At 55.6% G+C, this 22,565-nt stretch carries 17 protein-coding genes; 9 read left to right on the top strand and 8 right to left on the bottom strand.

What is annotated here, in order from left to right; genetic code table 11:
* Nucleotides 1-48: 48 nt before the first annotated feature.
* Nucleotides 49-2,238 carry a fatty acid oxidation complex subunit alpha FadB gene (fadB, locus tag EXW94_RS08875; protein WP_172701669.1) on the top strand — a complete coding sequence of 730 codons (2,190 nt, stop codon included), beginning with the start codon at nt 49-51 and terminating at the stop codon, nt 2,236-2,238.
* A 9-nt stretch (nt 2,239-2,247) separates the two neighbouring features.
* Entirely contained in the window at nt 2,248-3,411 is a 1,164-nt protein-coding gene (fadA, locus tag EXW94_RS08870) for an acetyl-CoA C-acyltransferase FadA (protein WP_174339976.1), read from the top strand.
* Nucleotides 3,412-3,491: 80 nt separating this feature from the next.
* Here the strand turns inward: fadA and glyS are convergent, their stop codons facing one another.
* From glyS to EXW94_RS08855, 3 genes are all read right to left on the bottom strand, one after another.
* Nucleotides 3,492-5,561 (bottom strand): glycine--tRNA ligase subunit beta, encoded by a 2,070-nt coding sequence (gene glyS / locus EXW94_RS08865; RefSeq protein WP_089599660.1) that lies wholly within the window; start codon nt 5,559-5,561, stop codon nt 3,492-3,494.
* A gap of 9 nt (nt 5,562-5,570) precedes the next feature.
* Nucleotides 5,571-6,482, bottom strand: a complete 912-nt coding sequence (gene glyQ, locus EXW94_RS08860) for a glycine--tRNA ligase subunit alpha (RefSeq protein ID WP_003860141.1) — start codon at nt 6,480-6,482, stop codon at nt 5,571-5,573.
* A gap of 160 nt (nt 6,483-6,642) precedes the next feature.
* On the bottom strand, nt 6,643-6,948 hold the full coding sequence (locus tag EXW94_RS08855; protein WP_174339975.1) for a YsaB family lipoprotein: 306 nt from the start codon (nt 6,946-6,948) through the stop codon (nt 6,643-6,645).
* Between the two features lie 183 nt (nt 6,949-7,131).
* Between EXW94_RS08855 and EXW94_RS08850 the strand changes: the two genes are divergently transcribed.
* The gene (locus EXW94_RS08850; RefSeq protein WP_120159864.1) at nt 7,132-8,127 is read left to right on the top strand and encodes an acyltransferase; all 996 of its coding nucleotides are present in this window, start codon (nt 7,132-7,134) and stop codon (nt 8,125-8,127) included.
* Here the strand turns inward: EXW94_RS08850 and EXW94_RS08845 are convergent.
* The 4 genes from EXW94_RS08845 to xylA form a co-directional block, all read right to left on the bottom strand.
* The gene (locus tag EXW94_RS08845) at nt 8,120-9,040 is read right to left on the bottom strand and encodes a GlxA family transcriptional regulator (RefSeq protein ID WP_174339974.1); all 921 of its coding nucleotides are present in this window, start codon (nt 9,038-9,040) and stop codon (nt 8,120-8,122) included. The genes EXW94_RS08850 and EXW94_RS08845 overlap by 8 nt on opposite strands.
* Nucleotides 9,040-9,579, bottom strand: coding sequence for an isochorismatase family protein (locus EXW94_RS08840; RefSeq protein ID WP_120159863.1), 540 nt, complete (start codon nt 9,577-9,579; stop codon nt 9,040-9,042). The genes EXW94_RS08845 and EXW94_RS08840 overlap by 1 nt, the downstream gene beginning before the upstream one ends.
* Nucleotides 9,580-9,681: 102 nt before the next feature.
* A complete protein-coding gene (xylB, locus tag EXW94_RS08835) occupies nt 9,682-11,136 on the bottom strand; it encodes a xylulokinase (protein ID WP_126817158.1) in 1,455 nt (484 codons plus the stop codon).
* 60 nt (nt 11,137-11,196) lie between these two features.
* Nucleotides 11,197-12,519, bottom strand: a complete 1,323-nt coding sequence (gene xylA, locus EXW94_RS08830) for a xylose isomerase (protein ID WP_089599718.1) — start codon at nt 12,517-12,519, stop codon at nt 11,197-11,199.
* 370 nt (nt 12,520-12,889) lie between these two features.
* Here xylA and xylF point away from each other — a divergent pair, with 370 nt between their 5' ends.
* The 4 genes from xylF (at nt 12,890) to xylR (ending at nt 17,867) form a co-directional block, all read left to right on the top strand.
* Entirely contained in the window at nt 12,890-13,882 is a 993-nt protein-coding gene (gene xylF / locus EXW94_RS08825; RefSeq protein ID WP_108418137.1) for a D-xylose ABC transporter substrate-binding protein, read from the top strand.
* Between the two features lie 71 nt (nt 13,883-13,953).
* Nucleotides 13,954-15,495, top strand: coding sequence for a xylose ABC transporter ATP-binding protein (locus EXW94_RS08820; protein ID WP_042716576.1), 1,542 nt, complete (start codon nt 13,954-13,956; stop codon nt 15,493-15,495).
* Nucleotides 15,473-16,654 carry a xylose ABC transporter permease XylH gene (xylH, locus tag EXW94_RS08815; protein WP_010436746.1) on the top strand — a complete coding sequence of 394 codons (1,182 nt, stop codon included), beginning with the start codon at nt 15,473-15,475 and terminating at the stop codon, nt 16,652-16,654. The genes EXW94_RS08820 and xylH overlap by 23 nt, the downstream gene beginning before the upstream one ends.
* 34 nt (nt 16,655-16,688) lie before the next feature.
* Complete coding sequence (gene xylR, locus EXW94_RS08810) at nt 16,689-17,867, top strand: D-xylose utilization transcriptional activator XylR (RefSeq protein WP_174339973.1); 1,179 nt, start codon at nt 16,689-16,691, stop codon at nt 17,865-17,867.
* 40 nt (nt 17,868-17,907) lie between these two features.
* On the opposite strand, the gene EXW94_RS08805 is transcribed toward xylR, so the two are convergent.
* The gene (locus tag EXW94_RS08805) at nt 17,908-18,732 is read right to left on the bottom strand and encodes a protein bax (RefSeq protein WP_100165422.1); all 825 of its coding nucleotides are present in this window, start codon (nt 18,730-18,732) and stop codon (nt 17,908-17,910) included.
* 314 nt (nt 18,733-19,046) lie between these two features.
* Between EXW94_RS08805 and EXW94_RS08800 the strand changes: the two genes are divergently transcribed.
* Nucleotides 19,047-21,077, top strand: a complete 2,031-nt coding sequence (locus tag EXW94_RS08800; protein ID WP_174339972.1) for an alpha-amylase — start codon at nt 19,047-19,049, stop codon at nt 21,075-21,077.
* 231 nt (nt 21,078-21,308) lie between these two features.
* Complete coding sequence (gene avtA / locus EXW94_RS08795) at nt 21,309-22,565, top strand: valine--pyruvate transaminase (protein ID WP_174339971.1); 1,257 nt, start codon at nt 21,309-21,311, stop codon at nt 22,563-22,565.

Genomic DNA, 22,565 nt, shown 5'->3' with positions numbered 1-22,565 from the left:
GTCTCATCTGGTATGACCAGATCCACTTGCTGGATTCAGGAGACTGACATGCTTTACAAAGGCGACACCCTGTACCTCAACTGGCTGGAAGATGGCATTGCCGAACTGGTGTTCGATGCCCCCGGCTCAGTGAATAAGCTTGATACCGCGACGGTGGCCAGTCTTGGCCAGGCGCTGGATGTTCTTGAAAAACAACCTGAATTAAAAGGGCTGCTGCTGCGTTCGAACAAAGCGGCCTTTATTGTCGGTGCCGATATCACCGAATTTCTCTCGCTTTTCCTGGTGCCTGAAGAACAGCTGAGCCAGTGGCTACACTTTGCCAACAGCGTCTTTAATCGTCTGGAAGATCTGCCTGTCCCAACGATCTCCGCCGTGAACGGCTACGCGCTGGGCGGCGGCTGTGAATGTGTATTAGCCACCGATTACCGTCTCGCCACGCCGGATCTGCGCATCGGCCTGCCGGAAACCAAGCTGGGCATCATGCCGGGCTTTGGCGGCTCCGTGCGTATGCCGCGCATGCTGGGTGCCGACAGCGCGCTGGAGATCATTGCCGCGGGTAAAGATGTCGGCGCAGAACAGGCGCAGAAAATCGGCCTGGTGGACGGCGTGGTTAAGCCTGAAAAACTGATTGAGGGTGCTATTGCCATCCTGCGTCAGGCGATCAATGGCGATCTCGACTGGAAAGCCAAACGCCAGCCAAAGCTGGAGCCGTTAAAGCTCAGCAAAATTGAAGCCACCATGAGCTTCACCATCGCTAAAGGCATGGTGATGCAGACGGCGGGTAAACACTACCCGGCGCCGATCACGGCGGTGAAAACCATTGAAGCCGCGGCCCGCTTTGGTCGCGACGAAGCCCTAAAGCTCGAAAATCAGAGCTTTGTCCCGCTGGCGCACACCAATGAAGCCCGCGCGCTGGTCGGTATCTTCCTTAACGATCAGTTCGTGAAGGGCAAAGCCAAACAACTGACCAAAAACGTTGAGACGCCAAAACACGCGGCGGTGCTCGGTGCAGGCATTATGGGTGGCGGCATCGCTTACCAGTCGGCATGGAAAGGCGTGCCGGTGGTGATGAAGGACATCAACGAGAAATCCCTGACGCTCGGCATGACCGAAGCGGCCAAGCTGTTGAATAAACAGCTGGAGCGCGGAAAAATTGACGGGCTGAAGCTCGCAGGCGTGATCTCCACCATTCAGCCGGTGCTGGAATACAGCGGTTTTGACCGTGTGGACGTGGTGGTTGAAGCGGTCGTTGAGAACCCGAAAGTCAAAAAAGCAGTGCTGGCCGAAACGGAAGACAAGGTTCGTCCAGGCACCGTGCTGGCCTCTAACACCTCCACTATTCCGATTGGCGAACTGGCGAGCGTGCTGAAGCGCCCGGAAAACTTCTGCGGCATGCACTTCTTCAACCCGGTACACCGTATGCCGCTGGTCGAAGTGATCCGTGGGGAAAAAACCTCTGACGAAACCATCGCCAAAGTGGTGGCGTGGGCGAGCAAGATGGGCAAAACCCCGATCGTGGTGAATGACTGCCCGGGCTTCTTCGTTAACCGCGTACTGTTCCCGTACTTTGCAGGCTTCAGCCAGCTGCTGCGCGACGGAGCGGACTTCCGCAAAATCGACAAAGTGATGGAAAAACAGTTCGGCTGGCCGATGGGCCCGGCGTATCTGTTGGACGTGGTCGGCATTGATACCGCCCATCACGCGCAGGCGGTGATGGCGGCAGGCTTCCCGCAGCGTATGCAGAAAGACTATCGCGACGCCATTGACGCGCTGTTTGACGCCAACCGCTTCGGTCAGAAAAACGGCCTGGGCTTCTGGCGCTATAAAGAAGACAGCAAAGGCAAACCGAAGAAAGAAGAAGATCCGGCGGTGGATGGCCTGCTGGCCGACGTCAGTCAGCCAAAACGCGACTTCACCGACGATGAAATCATCGCCCGGATGATGATCCCGATGATTAACGAAGTAGTGCGTTGCCTGGAAGAAGGCATCATCGCCAGCCCGGCAGAAGCGGATATGGCGCTGGTGTACGGCCTCGGCTTCCCTCCGTTCCACGGCGGCGCGTTCCGCTGGCTGGACACGCTCGGCAGCGCCCGCTATCTCGATATGGTTCAGCAGTACCAGCACCTTGGCCCGCTTTATGAGGTGCCGGAAGGTCTGCGTAACAAAGCGCGCCATAACGAACCCTACTATCCAGCAGTTGAGCCAGCCCGTCCGGTTGGCGAGCTGAAAACGGCTTAAGGAGTCACAATGGAAAAGGTTGTCATTGTTGATGCGATTCGCACCCCGATGGGCCGTTCAAAAGGCGGCGCGTTCCGTAACGTGCGTGCGGAAGACCTCTCCGCGCACCTGATGCGTAGCCTGCTGGCGCGTAACCCGGCGCTGGACCCAACAGCGCTGGACGATGTCTACTGGGGCTGCGTGCAGCAGACCCTGGAGCAGGGCTTCAACATCGCCCGTAACGCGTCTCTGCTGGCGGAGATCCCGCACTCGGTTCCGGCGGTCACCGTCAACCGTCTGTGTGGTTCGTCCATGCAGGCGCTGCACGATGCGGCGCGCATGATCATGACCGGCGATGCGCAGGCCTGTCTTGTGGGCGGCGTTGAGCACATGGGCCACGTGCCGATGAGCCACGGGGTTGATTTCCACCCGGGCATGAGTCGTAACGTGGCGAAAGCCGCGGGGATGATGGGCCTGACCGCAGAGATGCTCTCCCGCCTCCATGGTATCAGCCGTGAAATGCAGGATGCCTTTGCCGCGCGCTCTCACGCTCGCGCCTGGGCCGCCACGCAGTCCGGTGCCTTTAAGAATGAGATCATCCCAACCGGCGGCCACGACGCAGACGGCGTACTGAAGCAGTTCAGCTACGACGAAGTCATCCGCCCGGAAACCACGGTCGAAGCGCTGTCTACCCTGCGCCCGGCATTTGATCCGGTCACCGGCACGGTAACGGCGGGAACGTCGTCCGCACTGTCCGACGGTGCCGCCGCGATGCTGGTGATGAGCGAAAGCCGCGCCCGCGAACTAGGCCTGACGCCACGCGCTCGCGTGCGTTCGATGGCGGTCGTCGGCTGCGATCCTTCCATCATGGGTTACGGCCCGGTTCCGGCCTCGAAGCTGGCACTGAAAAAAGCGGGCTTAACCGCCAGCGACATCGATCTGTTCGAGATGAACGAAGCCTTCGCCGCGCAGATCCTGCCGTGCATTAAAGATCTGGGGCTGATGGATCAGATCGACGAGAAGATTAACCTCAACGGCGGCGCGATCGCCCTCGGTCACCCGCTGGGCTGTTCCGGCGCGCGCATCAGCACGACGCTGATCAACCTGATGGAACGCAAAGATGCTCAGTTTGGTCTGGCAACAATGTGTATCGGGTTGGGTCAGGGTATCGCGACGGTATTTGAGAGAGTGTAATAAAAAAGCCGGGCTGCTTTTGCAGCCCGGCATGAGTTTAGTTGCCGTTCTTCCCGCCTGTCAGGGGCGGGTTTTTTGCATTACTGCAGCAGCGAAATATCCGCCACGCGCAGGAACAGCTCGCGCAGTTTCTCAAGCATCGAGAGACGGTTAATACGCAGATCTTTATCTTCCACGTTCACCATCACTTTCTCGAAGAAGGCGTCGATAACGTCACGCAGCTCCGCCAGCTCCACCAGCGCTTCCTGGTAGCGACCTTCCGCAAAGTACGGCTCGAGCTTGTCGCGCAGCACCACAACCTGCATCGCCAGGGCAATCTCTTCCGGCTCTTTCAGGGTTGCAGCGTTCACGCGCTCGTTCAGCGTCTCGTCGGATTTCGCCAGGATATTGGATACACGCTTGTTGGCCGCGGCCAGGGCTGATGCCGCTTCCAGAGTACGGAAGTGGGATACCGCCTTCATACGCGCATCGAAATCAGCCGGACGGGTCGGACGACGCGCCAGCACCGCCTGAATGGTGTCAACGGTGTAGCCTTCGTCCTGATACCAGGCGCGGAAACGGCCGAGCATGAAGTCGATGACGTCATCCACCACTTTGGCGTTGGTCAGCTTGTCGCCGTACAGACGCACCGCTTCTTCAGTCAGGGTCTGCAGATCGAGGTTCAGGTTCTTCTCAACGATGATACGCAGCACGCCCAGCGCGGCACGACGCAGCGCGAACGGGTCTTTATCGCCTTTCGGGTGCTGACCGATACCGAAGATACCCGCCAGGGTGTCCATCTTATCGGCAATCGCCACAGCGCACGCAACCGGGTTGGACGGCAGATCGTCACCCGCAAAGCGCGGCTGATACTGCTCGTTCAGAGCCACAGCCACGTCTTCCGCTTCGCCATCGTGACGCGCGTAGTGCATGCCCATCACGCCCTGGGTGTCGGTAAATTCGAACACCATATTGGTCATCAGGTCGCACTTGGACAGCAGGCCAGCACGCGTCGCGTGGTTGACGTCAGCACCGATTTCACGGGCGATCCAGCCGGACAGCTCCGCGATACGGTCGGTTTTGTCGCGCAGCGTGCCCAGCTGCTGCTGGAACAGCACGGTCTGCAGGCGCGGCAGGTTATCTTCCAGACGCTTTTTACGGTCGGTGTTGAAGAAGAACTCCGCATCCGCCAGACGTGGGCGCACCACTTTCTCGTTACCGGAGATAATCTGGATCGGATCTTTCGATTCGATGTTCGCCACGAAGATGAAGTTTGGCAGCAGCTTGCCGTCGTTGGCGTATACCGGGAAGTACTTCTGGTCACCCTTCATGGTGTAGACCAGCGCTTCAGCCGGAACGGCCAGGAATTTCTCTTCGAACTTCGCGGTCAGCACAACTGGCCATTCCACCAGAGAGGTCACTTCTTCCAGCAGGCTTTCGCTCAGGTCAGCGTTACCGCCAATCTGGCGTGCCGCTTCTTCCGCGTCCGCTTTGATTTTGGCTTTACGCTGTTCGTAGTCGGCAATGACTTTACCGCGCTCCAGCAGAATCTGCGGGTACTGGTCGGCATTGTCGATGGTGAACTCCGGCTCGCCCATAAAGCGGTGGCCGCGGATCACGCGATCGGACGCCACGCCCAGAATGGTGGCAGGAATAACGGCATCGCCCAGCAGCAGGGTCACGGTGTGAACCGGACGCACGAAGTGCACGTCGGACGCGCCCCAGCGCATCAGCTTAGGAATTGGCAGCTTAGCCAGTGAGGTCGCGATCATGTCCGGCAGCAGCGCTTCCGCGCTTTCGCCTTTCACATGTGCACGATACAGCAGCCACTCGCCTTTGTCGGTGGTCAGACGCTCGGCCTGGTCAACGGTGATGCCGCAACCACGCGCCCAACCTTCTGCCGCTTTGCTCGGTTTGCCTTCCGCGTCGAACGCCTGAGCAATGGCCGGGCCACGTTTTTCCACTTCACGATCAGGCTGAGACGCCGCCAGATTTGCCACTTTCAGCGCCAGACGACGCGGTGCAGCAAACCATTCAATTTTACCGTGTGCCAGGCCAGCGTTATCCAGCTCGGCGGTCACGTTCGCAGCAAAAGACTCAGCCAGGCTGCGCAGGGCTTTTGGTGGCAGCTCTTCGGTGCCGATTTCCACCAGGAAAGTTTTTTCAGACATGGCCGCCTCTTATTTGTTTCGGTTGCACATCGGGAAGCCAAGGGCTTCACGGGACGCATAGTAAGCTTCTGCAACGGCTTTGGTCAGGGTACGAATACGCAGAATGTAGCGCTGACGTTCAGTCACGGAGATGGCTTTGCGGGCGTCCAGCAGGTTGAAGCTGTGGGCGGCCTTCAGAATACGCTCGTAGGCAGGCAGCGGCAGCGGAGTCTCCAGCGCCAGCAGCTGCTGCGCTTCTTTCTCGTACTGCTCGAAGCAGGTGAACAGGAAGTCCACGTCCGCGTATTCGAAGTTATAGGTGGATTGCTCCACTTCGTTCTGATGGAACACGTCACCGTAGGTGGTTTTACCCAGCGGGCCGTCGCTCCAGACCAGGTCGTAAACGCTGTCTACGCCCTGAATATACATGGCCAGACGTTCCAGACCGTAGGTGATTTCACCGGTGATTGGTTTACATTCCAGACCGCCAACCTGCTGGAAGTAAGTGAACTGCGTCACTTCCATGCCGTTCAGCCACACTTCCCAGCCCAGACCCCAGGCACCCAGCGTTGGGTTTTCCCAGTTATCTTCCACGAAACGAATGTCGTGAATGGTCGGGTCCATACCCAGCTCTTTCAGCGACCCGAGGTACAGTTCCTGAATGTTGTCTGGTGATGGCTTAATCACCACCTGGAACTGATAGTAGTGCTGCAGACGGTTCGGGTTTTCGCCGTAACGGCCATCGGTAGGACGACGGGAAGGCTGCACATACGCGGTCGCCATTGGCTCCGGCCCCAACGCGCGTAAGCTGGTCATTGGGTGCGAGGTGCCTGCGCCAACTTCCATGTCCAAAGGTTGAACAATGGTGCAGCCCTGACGAGCCCAGTAATCCTGTAAGGTCAGGATCAGGCCCTGGAAGGTCTTGGTATCAAACTTTTGCATAGTATTTCGTGCTGGATACGTGTGGTTTTAAATGGAAGGGATCAGTATACCCGCTGGCTGCAAGATATACAGTACGAAACGGGGTTGTTTAAGATAAATTGGGGAATAAGGCGCACAGCCGGAACGCCAGGGCATTGTGGCTGCTGATTATACGAGCAGATTAGCGCATCGAGAGATGTAAAAACTGGCCGTCCGCGTCAAAAGAACAGACAAAGCTTTCTTTACGCGCAGTATAGCCTTTTAGCTCATAGCTCCCCTGAAAGCGCTCAAATCCGTTAACCGTAATTTTCTGCACCTCGGAATTATAGCGACGAGCCGCCTGCTCTTTGCAGAGCTGCTCCATATTCAGCGAACGTTCAGGGGTGATTTTCCCCTGCTGTGCTTTTTGTTCAGGCACGTCCTGCGAGGCGCTGCACCCCGCCAGTATGAGTAGCAGAAAGAGTGACGCCACACGCTTCATCATCATTTTTATTACCGCCCTGGTCAGTGGCTGTTATTTTTAATATCAACGCTTTTATAGATTATGGCGCGTCATTCTGCGAATCTCGCGCTCCTCGTACAAGTTACGCGAGTTAAACTCAGAATTTTCCAAGGGAAGACTTTACCCTAATCGCAGTCACACTCTATTTACAGGGAATAAGAGGAACTGATGTCGTCAAAAATTAACTGGATTGATAACCTGCGAGGAATAGCCTGTCTGATGGTGGTGATGATCCACACGACGACCTGGTACGTCACGAACGCGCACAGCATCAGCCACGTTAACTGGGATATCGCTAATATACTTAACTCCGCTTCCCGCGTGAGCGTGCCGCTGTTCTTTATGATTTCCGGCTTTCTCTTTTTTGGCGAACGCAGTGCGCAACCGAGGCATTTTATCCGCATCGCGTCATGCCTGGGTTTCTACAGTGCCATTGCGCTGCTCTATATCACGCTTTTCACCTCAATTAACGCCGAACTTTCGCTGAAAAACGTGCTGCAAAAACCGATCTTCTATCACCTGTGGTTCTTCTTCGCCATTATCGTTATCTATCTGGTTTCCCCGCTGATACAGGTGAAGAACGTCAGCGGGAAAATGCTCCTGGCCCTGATGGTGGTGATTGGCGTGGTGGCAAACCCCAATACCGTCTCGCAGAAAATTGACGGATTTGAGTGGTTGCCGGTGAACCTCTATATCAACGGCGATACCTTCTACTACGTGCTTTACGGCATGTTGGGGCGCGCCATTGGCATGATGGATACACAAAAACGAAGTATGAACTGGCTTTGTGGCGCGCTATTCATCATCGGTGTGATCGTGATTTCGCGCGGTACGCTTTATGAGCTGAAGTGGCGCGGGAATTTTGCCGATACCTGGTATCTGTACTGCGGCCCGATGGTCTTTATCTGCGCCATATCCCTGCTGATACTCGTCAAAAATACGCTGAATGAACGCCCGCTTCCCGTGGTGGGATTGATTTCGCGCCACTCGCTGGGGATTTACGGTTTTCACGCGCTGGTGATCCACGCTCTTCGCACGCGTGGGATTGAGCTCAAAAGCTGGCCGCTGCTGGATATTATCTGGATTTTTGCCGCCACGCTGGTCGTGAGCTTATTGCTGTCGATGCTGTTGCAAAAAATAGATACCCGTCGCTTCGTTAGTTAGCGATTCGCTGCCGGGCACGGTGGAACTGGCGCGGGGAGGAAAACCCTGCCGCCAGCGACGCCTGCTCCACCCCACGCCCCTGCAATAACCACTGTTCGGCCACGGCCAGACGCAATTGCTCAAGGTAATCCCGAACGCTTATACCTAAATGTTCCTGAAAAAGCCGGGTCAGATGGCGTGGGCTGACGTGCGCCTGTGCGGCGATATCCGGTATCTGCCACGCTTTTTGCGGCTCAGCGGTAAGGGCGTCCTGCGCGCGGTGGATCGCCGGGTGAAGATGATTGCGGTAGCGTAACCAGGGTGAAAGCTGCGGATCGTCCCCGGAGCGGCGGAACCAGACCACCATCTCACGCGCGACGGCCAGGGCTTTTTCTGGCCCGCAAAGGCGGTTAATCATATGCAGCGCCAGATCGATACCCGACGTGATCCCTGCGCTGGTCCAGATATTCTCATCCTGCACAAATATGCGGTTTTCTTTAATCGCCGCCGTGGGGGCTGCGGCGTGTAAGCGGCTAATGACGTCATGATGCGTGGTGCACTGCCGGTTATTCAACAAGCCCGACTTTGCCGCCAGCAACGCGCCAGAACAGACGCACATCACGGCGATGTCCTGGCGCTGGATCTGCGGCTGCAGGCGCATCAGCCAGTGCTGAATCTGCTGCGCCAGAGGGGTTGAGAACTGAACGTGGGAGTCGCTGACTCCCGGTAGCACAAGCAAACTCCCTTCTGGCAGACGTTCCGGCAGAGGCTGAATGCCGCTCATCGTCAGGCCAATCGACGTCTGAACGTCAGGCTGCGGGCCAATGTAATGCAGGCGAAACGCGTCGCCCGCCAGCACAAAGGTTTCTGCCGGGCCGGTCATGTCTAATGACAGCACCCCGGGCAACATAACGAACCAGACGTCGATGCTCATTACAGTGACTCCAGCGTCTCCGCTACCGTTTTAATCTCGGCAAAACGCCCGGCCAGCACCGTCTCGGTACGATGACGCAGTTCGTCAGCGCTGAGGGTAATTCCGTTGTACGTCATCGGGAACGTCAGCGTGGCCTCGCTCACAAAGGTCACAGCATAGCCCAGATCGGAGGCCACACGTGCGGTAGTTTCACAACATTGTTCAGTACGAATGCCGCAGATAATCAGTCGGTTGATATCACGCTCGCGCAGCCAGCGGTCGAGCCCGGTGTCCGTGAAGGCATTATGGACGTGTTTCTGGAAAACCACATCCGGCTGATGACGTAAAAAGGCCATCGGTTTGACATAGCCGCTTTCCAGGGTGAAGGGACCGTCTTCATCTACATGAAAAATATCAACGACCGGAATATTTCGCGACTGGCAGCCTTCAATCAGCCCCAGCATGGCCTGCTGAAAGGCAGGAATATCGGCCTCCTGCCAGTATATGCGATGATGAAATGACTGCTGAGTGTCAATATTGATTAATGCGGTGCGGGACATGGTGGAACTCCTCGTCAGTGGGTATGACCTTATCCTGACGAGGAAACGCAGGCACGAACAGACCAAAAAAGGACATCGTCATGCCTCTATCAGACAATCGTTTTATGACATCAACGGCAGCAGCTGCTGGTAGATCCTGCGGAACACATCACGCCTTTCCGCGTAGCGCGAATGACGTGCTGCGTCAGGAAGATGCGTTTGCTCAAGCGCCAGCTGTGGCAGCAACTGTGCGAGCGGTTTGTCAGGGTTCGCGGCTATCTGTGCCAGCCGTGCTGCGCCAAGCGCAGGCCCGACGTCGCCCCCGGTGCGATAATCAAGCTGTAGCCCGCTAATGTCAGACAGCATCTGCCGCCAGTAACTGCTGCGCGCGCCGCCGCCAATGAGCGTAATGCTTGATGGCTTCAGCCCACAATCGTGTACGACGTCCATCCCATCCGCCAGCGCATACCCGACGCCCTCCAGTACCGCACGCGCCAGTTCAGCCGGGCCATGTTGATGAGTTAAACCGAAAAACACCCCTTTCGCTTCCGGGTTGTTGTGCGGCGTACGCTCGCCGGAAAGATAGGGTAAAAACCAGACGGTACCGGCATTTTCATCCGCCTGCTGCGCGGCTTCGATAAACGCAGGGACATCCGCCATTCCGGTCAGCTTCGCTGCCCAATCGAGGCAGGATGCCGCACTCAGCATCACCGACATCAAATGCCATTTCCCCGGCAGGGCATGACAGAAACTGTGGACCGCGCTTTCAGGGTTGCTGCGATAACCGTCGCTGACGGCAAAATAGACGCCGGAGGTTCCCAGCGAGAGCATCGCCTGCCCTGCCTCCACCATCCCGACACCGACAGCGCCCGCCGCGTTGTCGCCGCCGCCAGCTACCACCGGTACGGCAGGCATATTCCAGCGTTCAGCAATGGAGGACTGCAATGTGCCGGTGACCTCGCTGCCTTCGAAGAGCGCAGGCATATGGTCACGAGTCAGATGGCAGGCATCCAGCATCGCCTCGCTCCAGTCGCGTTTCGCCACATCAAGCCACATCGTGCCCGCCGCGTCAGACATATCACTGGCGAAATCACCCGTCATGCGAAAACGCAGATAATCTTTCGGCAGCAGAACTTTCGCTACCTGACGGAAAATCTCAGGTTCATGGCGCTGTACCCACAAGAGTTTTGGTGCGGTGAAGCCTGGCATCATCAGGTTGCCGGTGATGCCACGAGAGGTCGGTACGCGTTCTTCAAGAATCGCGCACTCTTCTGCACAGCGACCGTCGTTCCAGAGGATCGCTGGACGCAACACGCGGTGCTGGCTGTCCAGCAGCGTTGCGCCGTGCATTTGTCCGGCAATCCCCAGCGCTTTTACGTCACGGAGACTGTGCTGCGCGCCTAAAGCTGTGATTGCGCGATCCGTCGCCTGCCACCACTGCTCCGGGTCCTGTTCAGACCACAGCGGATGCGGACGTGAAACCTGCAGTTTTTCCGTCTGCGTGGCTAACACGTCGCCCTGTTCGCTTAACAGGATGGCTTTCACACCCGATGTGCCAAGATCGATCCCGATATACATTGTGGTGACTCCTTTGACAGAAATGCCCGGTGGCGCTGCGCTTACCGGGCCTGGATGCTGTTATTTATCGAACAGGTAATGATTGACCAGGTTTTCCAGCAGTTCCTGGTGTCCGCTCTGATGCTGCGGTGCCAGTTGATGCTGTTCAGCGTACTTCGCGATCTCACCAAGCGATAACTGGCCTTTCAAAATTTGCTGGCCCAGCTCACTGTTCCAGCCGCTATAACGCTTCGCCACGCGTTTATCCAGCTCACCGTCTTCAATCATTCGGGCGGCGATTTTCAGCGCCAGCGCCATGGTGTCCATCGCGCCAATATGACCGTAGAACAGATCGTACTTATCGGTGCTTTGGCGACGCACTTTGGCGTCAAAATTCAGACCGCCGGTGGTGAAGCCCCCCGCTTTGATGATTTCGTACATCACCAGCGCATTCTCTTCCACGCTGTTCGGGAACTGGTCGGTGTCCCAGCCTAGCTGTGCATCACCACGGTTTGCATCCACAGAACCAAAGATGCCCAGCGCAATGGCGGACGCAATTTCGTGATGGAAAGAGTGGCCCGCAAGCGTAGCGTGGTTAGCCTCAATGTTCACTTTGATCTCTTTTTCCAGACCAAATTGTTTCAGGAAGCCGTACACGGTTGCGACGTCATAATCGTACTGATGCTTGGTCGGCTCTTGCGGCTTAGGTTCAATCAGCAGCGTACCGCGGAAGCCAATTTTGTGTTTATGCTCGACAACCATCTGCATAAAGCGACCAATCTGCTCACGCTCCTGACGCAGATCGGTGTTCAGCAGGGTTTCATACCCTTCACGGCCGCCCCACAGCACATAGTTCTCGCCGCCCAACTGATGCGTGGCGTTCATCGCCGTCACCACCTGTGTGGCCGCCCAACTGAACACTTCGGGATCCGGATTCGTTGCCGCACCCGCGCCATAGCGAGGGTTAGTGAAGCAGTTTGCCGTGCCCCACAGCAGCTTCACGCCGCTCTGCTGCTGTTTTGCCGCCAGCACGTCCACCATCTGCGCGAAGTTGTTCAGATACTCTTTCAGCGACGCGCCTTCCGGAGAGACATCCACATCGTGGAAGCAGTAGTACGGTACGTTCAGCTTGTGGAAGAATTCAAACGCGACATCCGCTTTACGCTTCGCCAGTTCGATGGCTTCGCCAGGCTGTTGCCATGGACGGTCAAAAGAACCCACACCGAACATATCGGCACCATTCCAGCAGAACGTATGCCAGTAACAGGCGGCAAAGCGCAGATGATCTTCCATGCGCTTACCCAGCACCAGCTCGTCCGGGTTGTAGTGACGAAATGCTAAAGGATTGGTCGTTTTCGTGCCTTCGTAACGAACGCGATCGAGTTGGTCGAAATAAGCTTGCATATTGAGCTCCATAATCAGGGTATGCGGCGAGTCGTAGATACAGGAGTAATAGTGAATACACATTCCGGCTTGCTCAATTACGTTATTTCACACTGCTATTGAGAGAATGCACAACTGTGCGCTGGCTCGCAAAATAATGCGCAGACAAACTATTTTTCGGTGCAGATTCCAGAATCAAATGTAATTAATAAGTTACGTATTTTAAAATCCGATCGCGGTCATAAATTCAGAAATAAACCAAATATCATAATGAGAAGATAAAAATCTGTAATTGCCAGCGGGCCTTTCCACGTTAAAAATTTGCTGCGTCTCAGCAGTGAATGTTTCTTTTATCTCAGCGACACATCCCCTACAAAAAGGCCTAATAATTATGAAGATAAAGAACCTGTCCCTTACACTCTGTACTACTCTCCTGCTTGCAAGCTTTGCCGGGCATGCCAAAGAGGTGAAAATCGGCATGGCCATTGACGACCTGCGCCTGGAGCGCTGGCAAAAAGATCGCGATATTTTTGTAAAAAAAGCAGAATCTCTCGGCGCAAGCGTGTTTGTTCAGTCGGCTAACGGCAACGAAGAAACGCAAATGTCGCAAATTGAGAATATGATCAACCGTGGCGTCGATGTTCTGGTCATTATCCCGTACAACGGCCAGGTATTAAGTAACGTGGTGAAAGAAGCCAAACAAGAAGGCATAAAAGTATTGGCCTATGACCGCATGATTAATAACGCAGACATTGATTATTATATTTCGTTCGACAACGAAAAAGTGGGTGAATTACAAGCCAAAAGCCTGGTCGATAAAGTGCCTCAAGGGAATTATTTCCTGATGGGTGGTTCGCCAGTGGATAACAACGCCAAACTGTTCCGCGAAGGGCAAATGAAAGTCCTTAAACCGTACATCGACAACGGGAAAATTAAAGTGGTTGGCGATCAGTGGGCTGATGGTTGGCTCCCTGAAAACGCGCTAAAAATCATGGAAAACGCGCTGACGGCCAACAACAACAAAATTGATGCAGTCGTGGCCTCTAACGATGCCACCGCTGGCGGCGCGATCCAGGCCCTGAGCGCCCAGGGGCTGGCTGGCAAAGTCGCTATCTCCGGACAGGATGCCGATCTCGCCGGGGTAAAACGCATCATTGCTGGCACCCAAACCATGACGGTTTACAAGCCCATCACCGAACTTGCGAATACGGCGGCTGAAATTGCCGTTGAGCTGGGTGAGGGTCAACAGCCTAAATCTGACGCGACGTTAAACAACGGACTCAAAGATGTTCCGGCTCGTCTGCTCACCCCGATTGAAGTCAATAAAGAGAATATTGACGCCACTGTCATTAAAGACGGTTTCCACAAGAAGAGTGAACTGTAATCCCGCGCTGCCCCTGCCCGGCAGGGGCGCACCGGTCTGTCCTGTTCTCCCTCAGGTCATGTGGAGCAGTTATGTCTTATTTACTAGAAATGAAGAGCATCACCAAAGCCTTTGGCGCGGTGAAAGCGGTCGATAACGTGAGCCTGCGGCTAAACCCTGGCGAAGTGGTCTCGCTGTGCGGTGAAAACGGTTCAGGCAAGTCGACGCTGATGAAAGTGCTGTGCGGGATCTATCCACATGGCAGCTATGAGGGTGAAATCGTCTTTGCCGGTGAGGTCATTCAGGCCACACACATTCGCGATACTGAGCGTAAAGGTATCGCCATTATTCATCAGGAACTGGCACTGGTGAAGCACCTCACCGTGCTGGAAAATATCTTTCTGGGGGCAGAAATCTCACGTCACGGCGTGCTGGATTACGACACCATGACGCTGCGCTGTGAAAAGCTGCTGGCGCAGGTGAGCCTCAGCATTTCACCGGATACCCGCGTGGGGGATCTTGGCCTGGGGCAGCAGCAGTTGGTCGAAATCGCCAAAGCCCTGAACAAGCAGGTAAGACTGCTGATCCTCGATGAGCCAACGGCCTCGCTCACTGAACAGGAAACCGCTGTTCTGCTCAATATCATCCGCGATCTGCAAAACCACGGTATCGCCTGCATCTATATTTCGCACAAGCTTAATGAGGTGAAAGCCATTTCGGACACCATCTGCGTGATCCGCGACGGGCAACACATCGGCACGCGTGAAGCGGAGGGCATGAGTGAAGATGACATCATCACCATGATGGTAGGGCGCGAACTCACTGCGCTCTATCCGAACGAACCCCATGCCGTGGGAGACGAAATCCTGCGCGTGGAAAATCTCACTGCATGGCATCCCGTGAATCGCCATATCAGGCGAGTTAACGACGTCTCCTTTTCCCTTCACCGCGGTGAAATCCTTGGCATTGCGGGTTTAGTGGGCGCAGGTCGAACCGAAGCCGTGCAGTGCCTGTTTGGCGTATGGCCCGGACGCTGGGAAGGCAGCATTTACATCGATGGTCAGCCGGTGAAAATCGACAACTGCCAGCAGGCGATTGCCCATGGCATTGCCATGGTGCCAGAAGATCGCAAAAAAGACGGCATCGTGCCGGTAATGGCTGTCGGGAAAAACATCACTCTGGCGGCGCTAAACCAGTTCTCTGGCACCCTGACGAGCCTGGATGACGCTGCCGAGCAGCAGTGTATTCTTCAGTCACTCGCCAGGCTCAAGGTCAAAACCTCCTCCCCAGAACTGGCCATTGGACGCCTCAGCGGGGGGAACCAGCAAAAGGCGATTCTGGCGCGCTGCCTGCTTCTCAACCCGCGAATTTTAATCCTGGATGAACCGACTCGCGGGATTGATATCGGCGCGAAGTATGAAATCTACAAGCTGATTAATCAGCTTGTGCAGCAAGGCATTGCCGTCATTGTCATCTCGTCTGAATTACCTGAAGTGCTCGGCCTGAGCGACCGCGTGTTGGTTATGCACGAGGGGAAACTGAAAGCCAATCTGATTAACCAGAACCTGACGCAAGAACAGGTGATGGAAGCCGCCCTAAGGAGCGAACGTCATGTCGAAAAGCAATCCGTCTGATATCAAAGTCGCTGTGCCGACACCCGGCGCGTTCGCAGGGCTGAAAGCGCTAAACCTGCAGGTCTTCGTGATGATCGCGGCGATTATCGCCATCATGCTGTTCTTTACCTGGATGACCGATGGCTCCTATTTGAGTGCTCGTAATATCTCTAACCTGCTGCGCCAGACTGCCATCACCGGCATTCTGGCCGTGGGGATGGTGTTTGTGATTATCTCAGCGGAGATTGACCTGTCGGTCGGGTCGATGATGGGCCTGCTCGGCGGCGTGGCGGCGATATTTGATGTCTGGCTCGGCTGGCCGCTGCCGCTCACCATTGTCGTGACGCTGGCGCTGGGTCTGGTACTGGGGGCGTGGAACGGATGGTGGGTTGCCTACCGTAAGGTGCCATCATTCATCGTCACCCTGGCCGGGATGCTGGCCTTCCGTGGGATTCTGATTGGCATCACCAACGGTACCACCGTCTCTCCCACCAGCGCGTCTATGTCGCAGATTGGGCAGAGCTACCTCTCTGATGGCATCGGCTTTACGATTGGCGTGGTGGGCATGATGGCCTTCATCGCATGGCAGTGGCGTGGCCGTATGCGCCGTCAGGCGCTGGGGCTGGCTTCTCCGGCATCGACCTCCGTGGTCGGTCGTCAGGCGCTCACCGCCGTGATTGTGCTGGGTGCCATCTGGCTGCTGAACGATTACCGCGGTGTCCCGACGCCCGTTCTGCTGCTGGCGCTCTTGCTGCTGGGCGGCATGTTTATGGCGACGCGCACCGCGTTTGGTCGTCGTATTTATGCCATTGGCGGTAATCTTGAGGCGGCACGTCTGTCAGGGATCAACGTCGAACGCACCAAACTCGCTGTCTTTGCCATCAACGGCCTGATGGTGGCGATTGCAGGGCTGATCCTCAGCTCACGTCTGGGGGCAGGTTCACCGTCGGCAGGAAACATTGCCGAGTTGGATGCCATCGCTGCGTGTGTCATCGGCGGGACCAGTCTCGCAGGCGGTGTCGGCAGCGTGGCAGGTGCGGTGATGGGCGCATTTATTATGGCTTCGCTGGATAACGGGATGAGCATGATGGACGTCCCAACGTTTTGGCAGTATATCGTGAAGGGAGCGATTCTTTTGCTGGCAGTCTGGATGGACTCGGCAACCAAGCGACGTGCCTGAGAACAGTATTGTTACTTATTTGGGAAAGTGAGCCATGTTTGAAAAGCGTCACCGCATTACGTTGTTATTCAATGCCAACAAAGCCTACGACCGTCAGGTGGTTGAAGGGGTTGGTGAATATTTGCAGGCGTCGCAATCCGAGTGGGATATTTTCATTGAAGAAGATTTCCGCACCCGTCTGGAGAACATCAAAGACTGGCTGGGCGATGGCGTTATCGCTGACTATGACGATCCCGTCATTGAGCAATTGCTAACAGACGTCGACGTTCCCATTGTGGGCGTCGGCGGCTCGTATCATTCGCCCGATCACTATCCACCGGTCCACTACATAGCAACCGATAACCATGCGCTGGTCGAGGCCGCTTTTCTCCATTTAAAAGAGAAAGGCGTGCATCGCTTTGCGTTTTACGGGTTGCCCTCTTCAAGCGGCAAACGGTGGGCGGTAGAGCGCGAGCATGCGTTCTGCCAGCTGGTCGCAAAGGAGAAATATCGTGGTGTGGTGTATCAGGGGCTGGAAACCGCACCGGAAAACTGGCAGCACGCGCAAAACCGCCTGGCGGACTGGCTGCAAACGCTGCCGCTCCAGACCGGGATTATTGCGGTAACAGATGCTCGTGCGCGCCACGTGCTGCAGGTCTGCGAACATTTGCATATTCCGGTGCCTGAAAAGCTGTGCGTAATTGGTATCGATAACGAAGAGTTAACCCGCTATTTGTCTCGCGTGGCGCTCTCCTCTGTCGCGCAGGGAACCCGTCAAATGGGCTATCAGGCCGCGAAGCTCCTGCACCGCCTGCTGGACAACGAAGCCTTGCCGCTTCAGCGCCTGCTGGTTCCGCCCGTGCGTGTCGTCGAACGCCGCTCAACCGATTATCGTTCCTTAAGCGACCCGGCCGTCATTCAGGCAATGCACTACATTCGCAACCACGCCTGCAAAGGCATTAAGGTGGATCAGGTGCTGGATTCGGTCGGCATTTCTCGCTCAAACCTGGAAAAACGCTTTAAAGAGGAAGTGGGTGAAACTATTCACGCCGTTATTCATGCGGAAAAACTGGAGAAAGCGCGCAGCCTGCTGATCTCCACGTCGCTTTCCATCAATGAAATTTCACAAATGTGCGGCTACCCGTCGCTGCAGTATTTCTACTCGGTGTTCAGAAAGGAGTATGAGACCACGCCGAAAGAGTACCGGGAACGGTATAGCGAAGTGCTGATTTAAAAAGAAAAACGCCTTCCGATGGAAGGCGTTTTTTTGGGGATTACATATGCGCGGCAATTAAGCGCTGGTTATCCTGGTACATCGCAAACAGATAGTTGTTATAGCGCTGCCCCTGGGTGGAATAACCTTTCAGCTTGTGGATCATCGTACTGGCCGTCACTTCCTGATCCGCTTTACGCAGCTGGGCGCGAGACTTACGGAACGAAGAGTAGGCCGGATGCGTGTTCAGATTCACGACATAGGCATTCACGGAATCTTTGACCGATTCAAACTGCGAGTAGCCTTTCACTTTACCGGGAGCATTGTTACAACGCCCTTTCACGCATTTCATGCCGAAAAGATTGTTGTTATTGCGCGCCAGCTTCGAGGTACCCCAACCGCTTTCAGCGGCGGCCATCGTTGCCACCATGCTGCCCGGAATGATGTCTACACGCTCCAGAAGTGAATTCCACGGCACACGACGCGTGTTGCCATTCCATTTCACCTTGTAGCGTTTGGAAATCTCTTTCAGGCGCGTGCGCTCAGACGGCGACCAGCGGCTATCGTACTGTTTTGAGATCAGCCAATTACGATCCGCAGTAATCGCGGCATTTTGACTCGTGATGTAAGGCATTACCGTCCGGAGAAACGCTTTTTTCCTTGGTGTTCCGGAAGGGTATTTTCGCAAATCAGGAAGTGAACTACTCTTTGCACTATTGCGAGAATACTCTTGTTTACTGCTAACCTTACTACTTGTCGTCTTTATTACGTGGGCTTTCTTACTCGTTGTATCCGTGTGCGTCTTCGCAAGCACCTCACCCGAAAATGCCGTGGTGAGTAACATGAGTATCGCAGCCCCATATCGTCGAATGGGAGTCGATATCATTAGGTCTCCTGGTCGGATGTAATCATCCCAACACCTTATTTTTTTCACAAATTTGAGAGCGGAATCTCAAATCATATCAAAAATAGTCTTCCAGAGCACGTATAGAAATAGTCCAAATCCGAAACTATGTCACCTGAAACATGCTCACTAAAGCATCAATTCTGAAAAAATGTGTGCGATATCGCAGATAACTGCCTAATTTTGCGCGGGATCACTCATCCCTTCGCGTCCTCCTGGCAGAAACCGTCGGAGGAGGAGTTTTTCCTCAGTACCCGGTGGCACACTGGTCAAAAAAGCCGCGACAGGAAAATGGAATGAAACGCACCGCACTGGCTCTCCTGATGTTACCCGCACTGGCACATGCAGACTGGTCATCGCCGGGATTTAGCGCATTTCGCGCGGAAGGAACCGGGGTCTTCACCAGCCAGGCAAAGCTCGCGAAGGGTACCCGTCCTTTAACAGTGAGTTTTGACAACACGTGCTGGCAGCCTACGGGCTCCATAAAACTCAATGAGATGCTGTCGCTCAAGCACTGTGAGGGCACACCGCCCCAGTGGCGGCTATTCCGTGACGGTGATTATCAGATGCGTGTCGATACCCGCTCCGGGACACCAACCCTGATGCTGACCATTCAGAGTACAACAGAGCAACCTGTCGCGAACGTCGCACGTCAGTGTCCAACGTGGGACGGCAAGCCTTTGACGCTGGAGGTAAGCAGTACCTTCCCTGAAGGCACGGTGGTGCGTGATTTCTACAGCAAACAGACGGCGACGGTGCAAAACGGCAAAATCACCCTACAGCCTGCCGCCAACAGCAACGGCCTGCTGCTGCTTGAGCGTGCCGAAACCGACCAGCCCGCGCCCTTCAGCTGGCAAAACGCCACCGTCTATTTCGTGCTGACCGACCGCTTTGTGAATGGCGACCCGAGCAACGACAACAGCTATGGCCGTCATAAAGATGGCATGCAGGAGATCGGCACCTTCCACGGCGGCGATCTCAAGGGGCTTACCGGCAAGCTCGACTACCTGCAGCAACTGGGCGTCAACGCGCTGTGGATAAGCTCCCCGCTGGAGCAAATCCACGGCTGGGTGGGCGGCGGAACCAAAGGTGATTTCCCTCACTACGCCTATCACGGTTACTACACGCAGGACTGGACGAAGCTCGATGCCAACATGGGCACCGAAGATGACCTGCGCCAGCTTGTTGACGAAGCGCACAAGCGCGGTATCCGTATTCTGTTTGATATCGTCATGAACCACGTTGGCTACGCGACCCTTGCGGACATGCAGGAGTACCAGTTTGGCGCGCTGTATCTGCAGGGTGATGAACTGAAGAACACGCTGGGTGAACGCTGGACGGACTGGAAGCCCGGCGCGGGCCAAAGCTGGCACAGCTTTAACGACTACATCAACTTTAGCGACAAAGCTGCATGGGAAAAATGGTGGGGCAAGAAATGGATCCGCACCGACATTGGTGATTACGATAACCCCGGCTTCGACGATTTGACCATGTCGCTGGCCTTCCTGCCGGATCTGAAAACGGAATCGACGACCCCGTCAGGTTTGCCGAACTTTTACCAACACAAGCCCGACACCGGCGCGAAAGCGATGACGAATTTCACGCCCCGGGATTACCTGACCCACTGGCTCAGCCAGTGGGTTCGTGACTACGGTATCGACGGCTTCCGGGTTGATACCGCAAAGCACGTTGAACTCGACGCATGGCAGCAGCTGAAAGATCAGGCAGGCCAGGCACTGGCAGCGTGGAAAGCGGCCAACCCAGATAAAAAACTCGACAATGCGCCCTTCTGGATGACCGGTGAAGCATGGGGCCACGGCGTGATGCAGAGCGATTATTACCGCCACGGTTTCGACGCAATGATCAACTTTGACTATCAGGAGCAGGCGGCGAAAGCGGTGGACTGTCTGGCTGATATCGATATGACGTGGCAGCAGATGGCGGAGAAACTGCAAAGCTTCAATGTGCTGAGCTATCTCTCGTCACACGATACGCGACTGTTCCGCGAAGGAGGCCAGCGCGCGGCGGAGCTGCTCATGCTGGCGCCGGGCAGCGTGCAAATTTACTACGGCGATGAATCTGAACGTCCGTTCGGCCCAACAGGCTCCGACCCGCTTCAGGGCACACGCTCGGACATGAACTGGCAGGACGTGACGGGCAAACAGGCCTTAACCGTCGCTCACTGGCAAACTCTGGGTCAGTTCCGCGCCCGTCACCCGGCGATTGGTGAAGGCAAGCAAACCACGTTGTCACTGAAGGAAGGCTACGGCTTCGTGCGCGAGCACAAGGGCGATAAAGTGATGGTGGTATGGGCGGGTAATCAATAAACGGCCCCTCACCCTAACCCTCTCACCACAGGGGAGAGGGAACCGCCTTTCCCCCCTCGCCCCTTTGGGGAGAGGGTTAGGGTGAGGGGGAAACCAACCAGAACGATTCACTACACAAATCCAAACCTACCCTATAAAACAACAAATCCGACCACATCACCTGATTTGCACCAGCACGGTGCTAGCGTTATGGTTACCCCCTTTCATAATAAGCCCGACAGATCACCTGCTATGACGTTTTCACTTTTCGGCGACAAATTTACCCGCCATTCAGGCATTACCCGCCTGATGGAGGACCTCAACGACGGGCTGCGCACACCGGGCGCAATCATGCTCGGCGGCGGAAACCCGGCTCAAATCCCGGAGATGACGACCTATTTCCAGAGCCTGCTCGCTCAGATGCTGGAAAGCGGCAAAGCAACCGATGCACTTTGCAACTATGACGGCCCTCAGGGTAAAACCGAGCTGCTGAAACTCCTCGCCGATATGCTGCGTGAAGAGCTGAGTTGGGATATTGAGCCACAGAATATTGCACTGACAAACGGCAGCCAGAGCGCGTTTTTCTACTTGTTTAACCTGTTCGCAGGACGTCGCGCCGACGGCACGACCAAAAAAGTGCTGTTCCCGCTGGCACCGGAGTATATCGGCTATGCCGATTCCGGCCTCGAAGAAGACCTGTTTGTCTCCGCGCGCCCGAACATCGAACTGCTGCCAGAAGGCCAGTTCAAATATCACGTCGATTTTGAACACCTGCATATTGGTGAAGAGACGGGCATGATCTGCGTATCACGCCCTACCAACCCAACGGGCAACGTGATTACCGATGACGAGCTGATGAAACTGGACGCGCTGGCCAATCAGCACGGCATCCCTTTGGTGATCGATAACGCCTACGGCGTGCCGTTCCCGGGGATAATCTTCAGCGAAGCCCGCCCGCTGTGGAACCCAAACATCGTTCTGTGCATGAGCCTGTCTAAACTGGGCCTGCCGGGCAGCCGCTGCGGCATCATCATTGCCAATGAAAAAATCATCACCGCCATTACCAACATGAACGGCATTATCAGCCTTTCACCCGGCGGCATTGGCCCGGCGATGATGTGTGAAATGATTAAGCGCAACGACCTGCTGCGCCTGTCGAATGACGTGATTAAGCCATTCTATTACCAGCGCGTTCAGGATACGATTGCGATACTTCGCCGCTATTTGCCGGAAGAACGCTGCCTGATCCATAAACCAGAAGGGGCAATTTTCCTCTGGCTGTGGTTCAAGGATCTGCCGATCACGACGGAACTTCTCTACCAGCGACTGAAAAAGCGTGGTGTGCTGATGGTGCCGGGCGATTACTTCTTCCCGGGGCTGGATAAACCGTGGCCGCACACGCACCAGTGCATGCGCATGAACTATGTGCCTGATCCAGAAAAAATCGAAGCGGGTGTGAAAATTCTCGCGGAAGAGATTGAGAACGCCTGGCGCGAAAACGGTCAGTAA

It is taken from the genome of Enterobacter sp. JMULE2, assembly GCF_013337145.1.
Lineage (GTDB): Bacteria > Pseudomonadota > Gammaproteobacteria > Enterobacterales > Enterobacteriaceae > Enterobacter > Enterobacter mori.
Note: the sequence above shows the minus strand (reverse complement) of the source record. Positions and strands in the feature narration are given on the sequence as shown.